General features: G+C 37.5%; 11 protein-coding genes. All 11 read right to left on the reverse strand.

Annotated elements, in window-relative coordinates; translation table 11 throughout:
- Positions 1-186: 186 nt before the first annotated feature.
- Positions 187-525 carry a helix-turn-helix domain-containing protein gene (locus BTA34_RS08845; protein WP_151435328.1) on the reverse strand — a complete coding sequence of 113 codons (339 nt, stop codon included), beginning with the start codon at positions 523-525 and terminating at the stop codon, positions 187-189.
- A gap of 573 nt (positions 526-1,098) precedes the next feature.
- On the reverse strand, positions 1,099-1,998 hold the full coding sequence (locus tag BTA34_RS08850) for an endonuclease/exonuclease/phosphatase family protein (RefSeq protein ID WP_151435329.1): 900 nt from the start codon (positions 1,996-1,998) through the stop codon (positions 1,099-1,101).
- A gap of 709 nt (positions 1,999-2,707) precedes the next feature.
- Entirely contained in the window at positions 2,708-3,715 is a 1,008-nt protein-coding gene (oppF, locus tag BTA34_RS08855; RefSeq protein WP_151435330.1) for a murein tripeptide/oligopeptide ABC transporter ATP binding protein OppF, read from the reverse strand.
- Positions 3,712-4,698 (reverse strand): ABC transporter ATP-binding protein, encoded by a 987-nt coding sequence (locus BTA34_RS08860; RefSeq protein ID WP_151435331.1) that lies wholly within the window; start codon positions 4,696-4,698, stop codon positions 3,712-3,714. Before BTA34_RS08860 ends, oppF begins: the two co-directional genes overlap by 4 nt.
- A 10-nt stretch (positions 4,699-4,708) precedes the next feature.
- Positions 4,709-5,617 carry an oligopeptide ABC transporter permease OppC gene (oppC, locus tag BTA34_RS08865; RefSeq protein ID WP_151435332.1) on the reverse strand — a complete coding sequence of 303 codons (909 nt, stop codon included), beginning with the start codon at positions 5,615-5,617 and terminating at the stop codon, positions 4,709-4,711.
- 18 nt (positions 5,618-5,635) lie between these two features.
- The gene (gene oppB, locus BTA34_RS08870; protein ID WP_072064086.1) at positions 5,636-6,556 is read right to left on the reverse strand and encodes an oligopeptide ABC transporter permease OppB; all 921 of its coding nucleotides are present in this window, start codon (positions 6,554-6,556) and stop codon (positions 5,636-5,638) included.
- Between the two features lie 79 nt (positions 6,557-6,635).
- A complete protein-coding gene (gene oppA / locus BTA34_RS08875; RefSeq protein ID WP_151435333.1) occupies positions 6,636-8,273 on the reverse strand; it encodes an oligopeptide ABC transporter substrate-binding protein OppA in 1,638 nt (545 codons plus the stop codon).
- Positions 8,274-8,545: 272 nt separating this feature from the next.
- Entirely contained in the window at positions 8,546-10,183 is a 1,638-nt protein-coding gene (locus BTA34_RS08880) for an ABC transporter substrate-binding protein (protein WP_151435334.1), read from the reverse strand.
- A gap of 664 nt (positions 10,184-10,847) precedes the next feature.
- Complete coding sequence (gene cysG / locus BTA34_RS08885) at positions 10,848-12,230, reverse strand: siroheme synthase CysG (protein ID WP_151435335.1); 1,383 nt, start codon at positions 12,228-12,230, stop codon at positions 10,848-10,850.
- A 14-nt stretch (positions 12,231-12,244) separates the two neighbouring features.
- On the reverse strand, positions 12,245-12,589 hold the full coding sequence (gene nirD / locus BTA34_RS08890; RefSeq protein WP_151435336.1) for a nitrite reductase small subunit NirD: 345 nt from the start codon (positions 12,587-12,589) through the stop codon (positions 12,245-12,247).
- Positions 12,586-15,132, reverse strand: coding sequence for a nitrite reductase large subunit NirB (nirB, locus tag BTA34_RS08895; protein WP_151435337.1), 2,547 nt, complete (start codon positions 15,130-15,132; stop codon positions 12,586-12,588). Before nirB ends, nirD begins: the two co-directional genes overlap by 4 nt.
- Positions 15,133-15,256 lie beyond the last annotated feature (124 nt).

The raw sequence follows: 15,256 nt of genomic DNA on the forward strand, positions 1-15,256 counted from the left end.
ACTTTTCCTTTTTTATATTACAGGTATACAACGGTTTCACTTAAAATCCGAAGAATAGAAATAGCATTGATTACTAATTGATTAGTATCTTATACTTAATAAGTATTATTTTAATTAACAGCATTAATCAAAAATATTTATATAAAATTAGCAGTGTATAATCGTGGTACAAGTAAAACATTATTGTCATTGAGGACAATTTTCTAAAAAAGGGAAATTATGATCAGTTTCATACTTTATTTTATATTTTAATGTAATAATTCGTTTCGAAACCTTTTCAAAAAATTCGCCAATTGAAACATCAAATATACTTAATACATAAATTAATATATCAACTGGTACTTTATTTAGACCTCTTTCATAACGAGATATTTGTTGTTGTGAGATATTTATTCTTTTTCCTAATTCAGAACCTGTCATTGAATTACGTTGTCTTAGTAAAGAAAGTTCATAGCCAATAGAATATTGGAGCATCTTTCTTTCACTTATATAATCGTAGTTTAATGAAAAAATATTTATATCCAAAACTTTCTTCCCCAAATTTATTTTTAATTAATTTACGTGACAAGATTAATAAAATCAAATATCCATAATTATCTGACATATTAATCAATCAATAATTAAACACTTATAAAGTGTAAACAAATATATAAAATTCTGCTTAAGTGCTGACGTTTATACATTGTCATTTTTCGATAGTCGTTTTAAGTCAATATAAAATTCTGTTACCATACCATGTACTGTCTAAAAAAAACATAAAATGCTAAAGGTAACAGTGATTAAATATGAAGATTTACTCGTTCAGCATGTTGCTACTTAGCGAAGTAAAATATGAAGAAAGGTGTGGTGATTACTGTTTAGTCTGTTATTACTTTTTTGAAGTCGGTCACTATAAAAATATTCTTTATATCTGACTAGTGATTATTGGATTTAAATGAGATTTATTTAATAAAAATCAATTTATTTACACAGATTGGTTAAAAATAAGACAATTTAGTGGGTGCAAAAATAAAAAAAACTGAATAAAAATCTGAATAAATGTACTACACCCCAAAAGTTGAACATCAACTTTGGGGTGTTTTTGTATATCGTTATTTATTACTGCTCTTGCAGTTCTAACTCGGCAATAACGGGCAAATGATCACTGGCATCTGACCATTTAAATGTCGCTGAATCTTGAGGGATTGTCATATTTTTGATATCCCAAACTTGTCCTTTAAACGTAAAGATATGGTCAATATCTATGGCTGGATTAATTGCCGGCCATGTCCGCTTATCACTATTTGGTTTTTCAACAGGGTTCCAAAAATAGTTAATTTCTTGGATTGGCTGCTCATTGGCGGTAGAGTTAAAATCACCAGCCAATATTTTTATTGATGTTGAAATATTATCAAAGCCAGTCTCTGTATCACCAATTGCAGCATCTAAAATATGTCTTACTTGACCAATACGAATAGTGGGATCTTTTTGCCAATCAAGGTGTGTTCCCATAATAATAATAGGAGAATCAAATCCTGGTTTCGTAATTTGTGATAACAAAACAATACGTTGCTCTGCATTACCTGAAGGGAGATTAACGACCTGTGATTTATCAATTTTATATTTTGATAAAATACCAACGCCATATTGCCCACCATCAAAATCGAGCGCTTTACCAAAAGCAAACTGCATATTATTGGCTTTTGCCAACGTTTCAAGCTGGTTAATATTTTTACTACGTGCTGTTTTATTATCGACTTCAGTGACAACAATGACATCAGCATCGATATTTTTGATTGCTTGATTAAGCTTGTCAAAATTAGTGACATCTGCTGAAACTTCATTTTTACCGATATTATAAGTAGCTACTTTCAGTGTCGGTTTATTACTTTGGTACACCTTATTGGGTGTACCGCCTGATTGTACAGCAAGGATTTCTGAGCCAGTGGTATTTGCTACTGCAATTGATGACAGTAATACACCGGTGCTAACTAAGATAGATATTGTGCTTTTTTTCATAATTTCCCCGAAAAATAAACAAAATGCCGATGAATGGTCAACAATAAACTATCACACTGAAAATATGACACAGTGACACAAACCACAAAGTTATTTCGTGATACAAAAAATCAACCCAATAATGCTATAAAAGAGTAGCCGCTTGATTAAACTTTTAAATAATATGTCATCACGTTATAAATACTTAATGTTGTTTTTAATTTATTATTAAAAATAAAGAAATATAATAGTATTCGCTATTTTCATTACTTTAATATACTAAAAATCAACATCATTAAGTTAATTACGTATTATTACTTGGATTAAAATTTATTTTTGTGAATTTTGCCTTAATAATAAAAATCAACACATTGATAATCAGCGTTTTGCTTGCCATAACACCGACTATAAACTAATAATATAGTTTCAATTTTAAGATAATAAACAGGTTTCATTGTCTCGACCATTGAATAAATAAGATTTTTTTATATTTTTCTGAAACATGGCTAAGTTGCAATATTCAACAAACAAGGATAGTAATATTTAATGAAGATTTTGCCATGATAGAAAAAAGAGAATAAATTAAATCTACCAGAGAAGCCCGATATTATCGAAGATCCGTTAAAGAAAAAATAACAATAAATGTCCGATATTCTAGCTATAAAAAGTAAGAAGCCCGCTTGAATTTATTCAAACGGGCTTCTTATCTTATTCACACTATTTAATTACATTAAAGCGGGTCCACTTTTAAGCAAGATACTGCATGGCGGAAGCTTCCTTCTAATAAAGGACGTGTTTTGGCACATTCTTCATCTGCCAGCGGACAACGTGTACGGAATATACACCCTGATGGCGGGTTAATCGGAGAAGGCAATTCTCCTTCTAATAAATCAATATGCTTATTACGCTCTTTATCAGGATCAGGAATAGGCACTGCTGACATCAACGCTTTAGTATAAGGGTGTAATGGATGATGATAAACTTCATCATACGTTCCTAACTCCACGGCATGCCCTAAATACATTACCAATACACGATCTGAAATATGTTTCACTACGGCCAGATCGTGGGCAATAAAGATTAAAGATAATCCCATCTCTTTTTGAATATCTTTCAGTAAGTTAACCACTTGAGCCTGAATTGATACGTCTAATGCTGAAACGGGTTCGTCACAAATCACTAATTTAGGTTCTAGAATTAACGCGCGAGCAATACCGATACGTTGGCATTGTCCACCTGAGAATTCGTGTGGGTAGCGGTTGATTAAGTTTGGCAATAATCCGACTCGCATCATCATTGCTTTAACTTTTTCAACTACCTGCGCCTGTTTCATTTTAGGGTGATAGGTTTTTAGAGGTTCAGCAATAATATCGCCAATCGTCATTCTTGGGTTTAAGGAAGCCAGCGGATCTTGGAAAATCATCTGGATATCTTGGCGAATATCGCGCCATTGCTTATTCCCCATTCCCAGTAAATCATTACCTAGCCAAGTGACTGTACCCCCAGAGGCTTTGACTAATCCAATAATGGCGCGCGCAAATGTCGATTTACCACAACCAGATTCACCAACAACTCCTAGTGTTTCACCTTCATATAAACGCAATGTGACACCATCAACGGCTTTGAGGCTTTTTTTAGCTTGCCAGAACCACTGTTTATTATCTTGAACATCGAAATAAACTTTTAAGTCATTCACTTCTAGAATAACTTTTCTATCTTGTAATGTGGCTTGCGTCATACCAATTCCTCCACCGCTTTAAAACAGGCACGTAATCGCCCTTGTGCAAATTGCTCCAATTGAGGTTCACTCGTTAAGCATTGCTCTGTTGCATACTGGCAACGAGGTTGGAATGGGCAGCCTTTTGGTAAACGTAATAAATTAGGCGGATTTCCCGGAATGGTTGCTAGTCGTTCGTCTTCACCGTCTAAGCGAGGAACAGCCTGTAATAATCCGATAGAATATGGATGTGATGGTTGATAGAAGATATCACGCGCTTTACCGTACTCCATGGTACGCCCTGCGTACATTACCAATACTTTATCGCAAATACCCGCAACAACCCCCAAGTCATGGGTGATCATAATAATTGCGGTGTTTAAATCATTCTTAAGCTCATTGAGTAAAGTCATGATTTGTGCTTGAACTGTCACATCAAGTGCGGTTGTCGGTTCATCAGCAATTAAAAGTTTTGGTTTACAAAGCAATGCCATAGCAATCATTACACGTTGGCGCATGCCGCCTGAAAACTCATGAGGATACATACTCATTCGTTTATGGGCTTCTGGCATTTTTACCGCATCTAACATGCGTACTGATTCCGCATAAGCATCATTTTTGCTCATGCCTTTATGCAACATTAATACTTCAATAAGCTGCGCACCGACTTTCATATACGGATTTAATGAAGTCATTGGATCTTGAAATATCATAGATATTTCTTCAGCACGCATTTTATTTAATTCGCTTTGGCGAAGATTTAAGATCTCACGACCACTAAAGTTTGCACTACCCGCTGTGCGACCATTCTTCGCTAATAATCCCATTAATGCGAATGCCGTTTGGGATTTACCGGAGCCAGACTCACCGACGATCCCTAGAGTTTCACCAGCGGCTAATTCAAAGTTGAGTTTATTAACTGCGGTTACATCACCATCCGGTGTACCGAAAGTCACACAGAGATCTTTAACACTTAATAACGACTTGTTTGTTGTATTTGTCATTTTGTTCTCCTTAACGATCTTTCGGGTCTAATGCGTCACGTAAGCCGTCACCGATAAAGTTAAAGCAAAACAGTGTGACAACTAAGAACGAAGCCGGGAAAAGTAACAACCAAGGAGAAACTTCCATTGAGTTTGCACCATCACTTAATAGCGCTCCCCAACTACTTAATGGCTCTTGCGTTCCTAAACCTAAGAAGCTTAAGAAGGATTCAAATAAAATCATACTAGGGACTAATAAAGAGGCATAAACCACAACGACACCCAGTACGTTAGGTACGATATGTCTTAACACGATATTGCGTGATGACACACCACAAACTAATGCAGCTTCAATAAACTCTTTACGTTTTAGACTTAAGGTTTGTCCTCTTACAATACGCGCCATATCGAGCCAAGATACCATCCCGATTGCAACGAAAATCAGTAAGATATTTTGACCAAAGAATGTCACCAATAAGATAACAAAGAACATAAATGGAAATGAGTTTAAGATTTCTAGTAAACGCATCATCACAGAGTCAACACGTCCACCAATATAGCCCGCCATTGCGCCATACAGCGTACCAACAATAACAGCAACAAAAGCAGCCGCGATACCGACCATTAATGAAATACGTCCACCAATCGCAACACGGACTAATAAGTCACGCCCAGAGGAGTCTGTACCAAAATAGTGAGAAGAGGCAAAATCAGGTGCCATTGACATCATTTCCCAGTCGGTATCGTCATAAACAAAAGGCGATAACATTGGGGTAAAAATAACAAATAATAAAATAAAGAAAAGTAATACAAGGCTCGTGATGGCCGCTTTATTGTGCATAAAACGACGACGAGCGTCTTGCCATAAACTACGGCCTTCAATATCTAGCTGCTCCGAGAAATTCCCCAGAGCTTCGCTGTTTTCCTTCAGTGATAACATAACGCGCTCCAGTATCTATTAATAACGAATTTTCGGGTCAATAACGGCATATAAAATATCGACAATCGCATTAAATAAAATCGTTAATGCACCGACGATAATGGTTAAACTTAATACCAATGAGTAATCTCGGTTTAAAGCACCATTAACGAATAATTGTCCGATACCCGGCAATCCAAAAATGGTTTCAATAACCATGGAGCCAGTAATAATACCGACGAATGCAGGTCCCATATAAGAAATAACAGGTAGTAGCGCAGGTTTTAAAGCATGACGCAGTACAATTCTTTTCATCGGCAAGCCTTTCGCTTTTGCCGTTCTGATAAAGTTTGAGTGTAATACTTCAATCATAGAACTACGGGTAATACGCGAGATACTGGCAATATAAGAAAGCGACAGTGCAATCATTGGTAACAACATATATTGCACTGCACCACCATTCCAGCCCCCTGCCGGTAACCACCTTAAGGTAATAGCAAAAATAAGTACCAGCAGTGGTGCGACAACGAAACTCGGTATTACAACGCCCGTCATGGCAAAGGTCATGACGGTATAATCCCATTTGGTATTTTGATTCAGTGCGGCTATCACGCCTGCCCCCACACCTAAAATCACAGCAAAAATAAATGCCGACAACCCTAATTTAGCTGAAACAGGGAATGCTTTACCGACTAAGGTGTTTACACTGTAGTCTTTATATTTAAAAGAAGGTCCTAAATCCCCTTTCGATAATTGAATTAAATAATCGAAGTATTGTTTATAAATGGGATCGTTTAAGTGATATTTCGCTTCAATATTTGCCATAACCTCTGGTGGAAGTTTCCTTTCCCCTGTAAAAGGGCTACCAGGCGCTAAACGCATCATAAAAAACGAAATCGTTATTAGAATAAATAGAGTCGGTATCGCTTCTAAAAAGCGACGAAAAATAAATTTGAGCATTGCCCGTTCCTATAACACAAACCTATTCAGGCGTGACGATAAAAAGACCTTGCCTTAAAAAAGACAAGGTCTCGCCCGATTACTTAGCAATAATGTACAAGTCTTTAGTATGTAAATTATCTAATGGATCTTTACCTGAATAACCACCCACATAAGGTTTAACTAAACGGGTGTTTACATAGTAGTAAAGTGGAACAATGGCCGAATCTTTATCTAATACGCCTTCAGCTTTTTGATAAATAGCGGCACGTTCGTCATCAGATTTCACACGTAAAGATTCTTTGATCAATGCGTCAAACTCTGTGTTTTTATAGTGAACAGTATTATTACTGCTGTAAGACAGCATCATGTTCAGGAATGAAGAAGGTTCGTTATAATCTGCACACCAACCCGCACGCGCAACATCATAAGTTCCTTGGTGACGTGTATCTAAGAACGTTTTCCACTCTTGGTTTTCAAGAGAAACATCGGCACCTAGGTTTTTCTTCCAAATTGAAGAAGCAGCAATTGCCACTTTTTTATGAAGATCAGAAGTATTGTACAGCAGTTTAAATTTCAGTGGGTTTGCTTTGTTATAGCCCGCCTCTTCTAACAATTGACGTGCTTTCTCATTGCGCTGTTCTTGTGTCCAAGTCGCAAACCATTCTGGTTTGCTCTCTTTAATTCCATCTGTAAATGGAGGAGTAAAGCCGTAAGCGGGAATATCACCTTGGTTTTTTACTTTATAAGTGATGATATCTCTGTCCATTGACAGTTTCAGCGCTTCACGAACACGAGGATCGTTAAACGGTGCTTTCTCATTATTAATTTCATAATAATAAGTACATAAATATGGGCTTATACGCAATTCATCTGGGATCTCTTTTTTCAGTTTTTGGAAAAGTTCGATCGGTAAATTGCTATATGTCATATCAATTTCACCCGCACGATAGCGGTTTACGTCAGTGACTTCTGATGAGATAGGTAAAAAGGTGACTTTATCAATAACAGTACTTTTGTTATCCCAATACGTTGGGCTACGTTCTAAAACAATACGTTCGTTGACTGTCCAGTCTTTTAAATTATAAGCGCCGTTACCGACGAAGTTAGCAGGTTGTGTCCATTTTTCACCAAACTTTTCAATTACTTTTTGGTTAACAGGTGACATGGAGGAGTGAGCTAATAATTTTGGTAAATAAGGCACTGCTTCGGATAAAGTGATTTCTAATGTGTTGTTATCTAATGCCTTAACACCTAATTCTGTGGCTTTTTTCTTACCTGCAATAATATCGTCAATATTTACAATATGTGCATATTGCAGATAGCTTTCATAAGGAGATGCAGTATTAGGATCCGCTAAACGTTGCCAGCTATAAACGAAATCTTGTGCTGTAACAGGGTCACCATTTGACCATTTAGCGCCTTCACGAATTTTGAATGTCCAAACAGTAAAATCTTTATTTTCCCAGCTAGTTGCAGAGCCAGGTAAAATTTCACCATCTGGACCAACAATAGTCACGCCTTCGAAAAGATCACGCGCTAATGCAGATTCAGGTACACCTTCGATTTTATGCGGATCAAGTGATTGTGGTTCAGAGCCATTATTACGGACAAGCTCTTGTTTTTCAGCTAATTTTACCCCGTCTGGAACAACAGCAGCATTAGCTGTTAGTGCTGACAATCCAAAGATTGCGCTTATTGCAATCGCCAACGCACTCTTTTTAGTTAAATTACTCATCTTATACAATACTCCCAGTTAGTAAGCTGGTTGTTAGACAACCATTCTGTGATGTTCAGTTGTGTTTTAGAACGGTTTACACAACTTATTGTTTTTACAAAAAAATAAATCAATCTTGTTTATTTGTTATCAGTGCTTAATTGCCTGATAGCATTATAATTTTTTTATGCCGCTAGCTTTTTTGTGTAGCTTTTTATTGGTTAACTACTTTTTAAGTCACTTTTAATAATTTAAATCACACATAACTATAGAATTTCGATAATTTACCAGTTTTAGTTATCTGCCTTTATAAAATAGCGCTTTAAGTCCGTATAATCAAAGGGGTCTTTGCCCATAAATCCGCCCACTTTTGGACTAACTAATCTAACACTAACACGATAATAGACAGGTACTATCGCTGAATCCTTGTCTAGCAAGGCTTCAGCACGCTGATAGAGTTGATGGCGAGCCACTTTATCAACGGCCATTGAGGCATTATTTAATGCATCGTCGTAGTCATTATTTTCATAAAAAACGGTATTGAGACTACTTGTAGAAAGAAACGAATTTAAAAACGAGGTAGGTTCATTGTAATCTGCGCACCACGTTGCTCTCGCGACTTGGTAATTTCCTTGGTTACGGCTTTCTAATGCCGTTTTCCATTCTTGGTTTTGCAACGTCACATTTGCACCAATACTTTTTTTCCACATTGATGCAGCCGCTATTGCCTGCTGTTTATTTTGATCTGAGGTATTGTAGAGCAAAGTAAAAGTCAGAGGATTTTGGCTATCAAATCCTGCTTCTTTTAATAATTCACGCGCCCTTTCATTACGTTGCTGTTGTGTCCAATAAGCCCATTTTGGTGGCTTAAAATTACCGTTGCCAATAAAAGACGGAGTAAAAGAATAAGCGGGTATTTGCCCTTGCCCCATTATTTTTTCAGCAATAACTTCTCTATCAAGCGTTAGTTTCACAGCTTCTCGAACACGAGGATCATCAAAAGGGGCTTTTTTATTATTTAATTCATAATAGAAAGTACATAAATACGGTGTGACATGTAAATTCTCTGGCTGCTCTTGTTTCATTTTTTTATACAGAACAGGCGGAATAGCGCTATTAGTGATATCTATTTCACCGCTACGATAGCGATTTATATCACTGGTTTCTGAACTAATTGGTAAAAATGTGGCTTGCTCAATAATGGTGTTTTTATTATCCCAATAAAGTGGATTTCGTTTTAAAGTCACCTTTTCATTCACGACCCAATTTTCAATAACATAAGCGCCATTACCGACAAAATTTTCAGGACGAGTCCAATTCACGCCATATTTTTCAACAATCTCTTTTTTAACTGGCTTTAACGGAGTGTGACTGACCATATCGACTAAATAAGGAATTGGCTTGGTTAAATTGACTTGCAAAGTGTGCGCGTCTATCGCTTTTACACCTAATGTTTCAGGGGATTTTTTACCGCTAAGAATATCTGCAACATTTTCAACATAAGCATATTCAAGATAACTGGCATAAGGCGAGCCTGTTTTAGGATCGACGACTCGACGCCAGCTATAAACAAAGTCTTCGGCTGTAACGGGTGTGCCATCACTCCACTTTGCGTCTTCTCGCAAATAGAATCTCCACACCTTGTTATCATCAGTTTCCCAGCGTTGTGCAACACCGGGCATGCTTTCACCATTAGGCCCCACATAGGTCAGCCCCTCTAATAAATTTAAAATAATATTTGTTTCTGGAGCGCCTTCTACTTTGTGCGGATCAAGTGATGAAACTTCAGTACCGTTATTAATCACGATATTCTGTTTTTGGGCCAGAATAGTCCCTTCAGGAAGAGTGACGGCATGAGAAAAAAAGGAGGTTAATACAAGTGACATAATACTGAGTGGAAACACTGTTTTTAACGTAACTTTATTTTTCATGGGTACCTCTCCTAATAAACAATAATTTATAGCGGGGTCGCTCAATTAACGATATGTATCGTTGTTAAATTTTGATTGTAATATTTGTGGCTCTCAAACGTTTAAAAATATTAACGAGATAAAAATGATACCAATACTCTTCTTTTTTACACTTATCGTAAATTTTGTCAATTAATGCGGTATTCTTATCACTTAACTTTATTGAGCCACCTAGAGTTCTATCCTGAGAAAATAAAAAATACATATCAAGAGAAGCAAAACAACAAATAAACATTAAATTAACATCATGCAAGTTTTATAGATAGAAAACCTACTTAGCTCACAAAATTAATATATTTAGGATGGATTTTATCCGACTTGCAGAACTTTATGATGCTTTATTTGTAAAAAATTTCTTTTTGAAATTAATTAAAAATAACAATAAATTCATCTTTAGAGTGAATAACAATTCTGGGCTAAAAATATTTATAGATTATTAAATATTCAACTTTATTATTTGTTTTTAAATTTTAATCTACATGTTTAATTGAAATGTTATTAAATAATTTTTTATTTATATTTCTATGTGTTAGATAAAATGTTAGATAAAAAAAACCTCTTTAATATACATATAGAATATTAAAGAGGTGTTTAATTTTAAGATGATATCATCAATTCTTTTCAGCTATTTAGCTGATTTTGATTGAAACCATTGTAGCTTATCATTCAGTTTGACAACCTCTCCCACAATAATCAGTGCAGGGCTTTCCATTGTTTCTGCCATTTCTGCCAGTTGGCGTAATTGACCAACAATCACTTTTTGTGTTGTTAACGTCCCCTTTTCAATAATGGCAACGGGCATAGTCGCGCACATGTTTTGGCTAAGTAACATTTGCTGAATATACGGTGCTTTACTTAATCCCATATAAAACACCAAGGTCTGATTCTTTTGCGCAATACATTGCCACTGGGCTTCATTTAACCCTTTGCCATGCCCCGTAATAAAACGGACACTTTGCGCATAATCTCGATGCGTTAAAGGGATCCCCGCATAAGTGGTACAACCTGATGCCGCCGTAATTCCGGGGATCACAGAAAATGGAATATGATGTTCAATCAAGGCTTCTAGCTCCTCACTGCCTCGACCAAAAATAAAGGGATCGCCTCCTTTTAATCTCACCACGCGTTTTCCTGCTGTGGCTTCTTTGATTAAAATTTGATTGATTTCATCTTGAGGAACACAGTGATAACCCGCTTGCTTACCAACATAAATACGTTGTGCGTCTCTGCGGACTAATGCCATGACCTCATCAGACACTAATCTATCATAAACCACCACATCAGCTTGCTGACACTGCTGTAAACCTTTAATGGTCATTAGCCCAGCATCGCCTGGCCCTGCTCCGACTAAAACAACACTGCCTTTAGGTTGCTGATTTTCAGATAATAGTGCGCTAATGCGTTGCTTAATACCGTCGTCTCTTTGCGCTTCTATTTCAGCTTGTAGTGATTTATCCTCGAAAAATTGCTCCCAAAAATAACGTCTGGCACTCATCGATGAAAAACGCTGTTTTATTTGCTCACGTAACGTTCCAGCGAGTTGCGCTAACGCACCAAGATAATTAGGGAGCAGTTGTTCAATTTTTTCTCGCAAAATACGCGCTAGCACAGGCGCTTTTCCGCCCGATGAAATCGCCACTACAATAGGTGAACGATCGATAACAGAAGGCATAATAAAGCTGGCTTGCTCTGGTGAATCAACGACATTACAAAATATCTGTTTCTCTGTCGCGGATTGAAAAACCTGTTGATTCACTTGCTCATTATCTGTTGCAGCAATAACAAGCCATTTACCCGATAGATGATCCGCAGTAAATACCCCCATGATACAGTTTAGTTTTTGCTCAGAATGCCACTGCATAAATTGCCCTGTAAACGAAGGTGCGATAACAGAAATAATCGCGCCTGCCTCCATAAGCAATCGAGCTTTACGTTCAGCAATCTCACCGCCTCCTACTAATAAACAAGGTTTATCTTTGAGCTGACAGAATATTGGAAAGTAATCCATATTCATTCCCCTATTTATTGAGATGATTTATTACGACTGCGTACACTGACAGTATTCTCTTCAACCTTGACATCAAAATGAGTGATCGAGAAATTCTCATCCTCAAGGCAAAAACCGTCTGTTAAACGAAAATGCTGTTTTTTTAATGGGCTGACAATATACAACTCATTTTCATGTTCAGCGATCAATCCTCGAGACAGAACACTAGAATGTGCAAAGGGATCTATATTGCTTAACGCATATAAACGTGCATCAGAATAAGGGCGAAATATGGCAACATGATCTTGTTCCACCAGCGCACAAACACCTGTTCCTGGCGTAATGTCATCTAATTGGCAAACCGCTATCCATTGGCTCATGATTGCGCCTCCTCAGTGACCAGTTTGATATCAATACGTTCGTGTAAACGTGCGGGGCGATGTTGAAATCGTTCTTTTACCGTTTGCACTGTCGGATCAGGCATTGGATTATTAATAAAGTGGGCAAAGCGTTTTAATGCTTTTGGAGAATCAACCGTTTCTTTCCATTCACAAGCGGCACGTTCTTGTAAGGCTTTCAGTTCTTTTTCTAACTGTACATTTAAGCCTAATTTGTCGTTAATAATGACATCACGTAAATATTCAATACCGCCTTCTAGATTATCTAGCCACACTGAAGTGCGTTGCAGCTTATCGGCAGTACGAATATAAAACATCATAAAGCGGTCGATATAATGCACTAAAGTTTCTTCATCGAGATCTGAAGCAAATAGATCTCCATGGCGTGGTTTCATACCACCATTTCCACCAAAATAGAGGTTCCAGCCTTTATCTGTGGCGATAATACCCACATCTTTTCCTTGAGCTTCAGAACATTCACGGGTGCAACCTGAAACGCCAAATTTCATCTTATGAGGTGTTCTAATACCTTTATAACGATGCTCTAATGCAACACCCAAACCGACGCTGTCACCAACGCCAAAACGACACCAACTACTGCCTACACACGTTTTTACCATACGCAGTGCTTTCGCATAGGCATGACCTGTTTCAAAACCTGCCGCAATCAGTTTTTCCCAAATCGCGGGCAAATCCTGTTTATGCGCACCGAACATTGCCATGCGTTGCGAGCCAGTAATTTTGGTATACAAATTGTATTCTTGAGCAATTTGCCCAATCGCAATAATGCCTGCGGGGGTAATTTCTCCACCAGGAGAACGAGGAATAATGGAATAAGTCCCATCTTTTTGCATATTCGCGAGGAAGTTGTCGTTAGTATCTTGTAGAGAAACTAAATCATCACGCAAGATATAATCATTCCAACATGAAGCAAGCAATGAACCCACGGTTGGTTTACATACTTCACAACCATAACCTTGACCGTGTTTTTGCAGCAGTTCATCAAAACTTTTCAGCCCTTCTACGCGAATAAGATGATAAAGCTCTTGGCGAGAATAGTGAAAATGCTCACAAAGATGGTGATTAACTTCAATGCCTTGTTTTGCTAATTCTGCATTTAAGACTTGGGTCACAAGAGGAATACAACCACCACATCCCGTACCTGCTTTGGTTTCTGCTTTAATCGCAGCGACCGTATGACACCCTCGTTCAATGGCTTGAATAATGTCGCCTTTTGTTACATCAAAACAAGAGCAGATTTGTGCCGTTTCAGGCAAGGAATCTACACCTATTGCTGGCTTACTTCCTGCATGTGTCGGCAAAATTAAGGCGTCTGGATGCTCGGGTAATTCAATGGTGTTTAGTGATAGTTGTAAGAGATTGCCATAATCTTCGGTATCGCCTACTAATACGGCACCCAATAGGTATTTATTATCTTCACTGACAATCAGGCGTTTATAAATTTCTTTGCCTTCATCAAGATAAATATAACTACGGCATCCTTCTTGACGACCATGAGCATCACCAATACCGCCCACATCAACACCTAGCAGTTTTAGTTTTGCACTTAAATCAGCCCCCTGAAAGACAGAGTGATGACCTAATAAATTATCGACGGCAACTTGTGCCATTTTGTAACCCGGTGCCACTAAGCCGAAGGTTTTATTTTGCCAAGATGCACATTCACCAATGGCGTAAATATCAGGATCGGTTGTTTGGCAATAATCATTAATGACAATACCGCCTCGTGGGGCAATAGCTAGATCACATTGACGAGCTAATTTATCTTTCGGGCGAATACCTGTAGAGAACACAATAAAGTCCACTTCAAGAGAAGTACCATCTGCAAATTGCAGTGTTTTACGTGCGTTTTCTCCTGTCGATAATATTTCTTGTGTATTTTTAGAGGTATGCACTTTCACTCCCATACGCTCTATTTTTCGCTTAAGTTGCTCTCCCCCTAATGTATCAAGCTGTTCTGCCATTAATGTGGGTGCGAACTCGATAACGTGAGTTTCAATACCTAAACTTTTGAGTGCGCCAGCAGCTTCTAGACCTAAAAGCCCTCCACCAATCACCGCCCCTTTACGACTAATACGTGCGCAAGATTCAATAGCATTTAAATCTTCAATAGTCCGATAGACAAAGCAATCTGGTGAGTTATTTCCCTTAATTGGCGGAACCCATGGATAAGAGCCTGTTGCCATCACTAATTTATCGTAACTAACACAACGCCCTGTATTAGTGTGTACCACTTTTTCGTCACGATTAATGGTTATCACGCGTTCACCCATTAATACTTCTATTTGGTGTTTTTCGTAATAGCCTTGTTTAACTAAAGAGAGTTCTTCTGCGGTGTGATGGGAGAAATAAGAGGAGAGATGGACTCTATCGTATGCAACGCGAGGTTCTTCACAAAAGACGACAATATTAAATTCTTCATTGCCACCTTTATCAATCAGCTCTTCGATATAACGGTGCCCCACCATACCGTTACCGATGATTGCGAGTGTTTTCTTGCTCATTTTTGCCTCAAATTTAAAGATTTCTAAGGCTAAAATACGAAACTACTCATAAGATATATTGATGAATATCAAATACAGCTTAATCAATTCAGCTAGTACAACTTAATAGTCAATGAGTTACTAC

Origin of the sequence: Proteus sp. CD3 (assembly GCF_008808075.1) — a bacterium.
In the GTDB taxonomy this organism is placed as follows: domain Bacteria; phylum Pseudomonadota; class Gammaproteobacteria; order Enterobacterales; family Enterobacteriaceae; genus Proteus; species Proteus appendicitidis.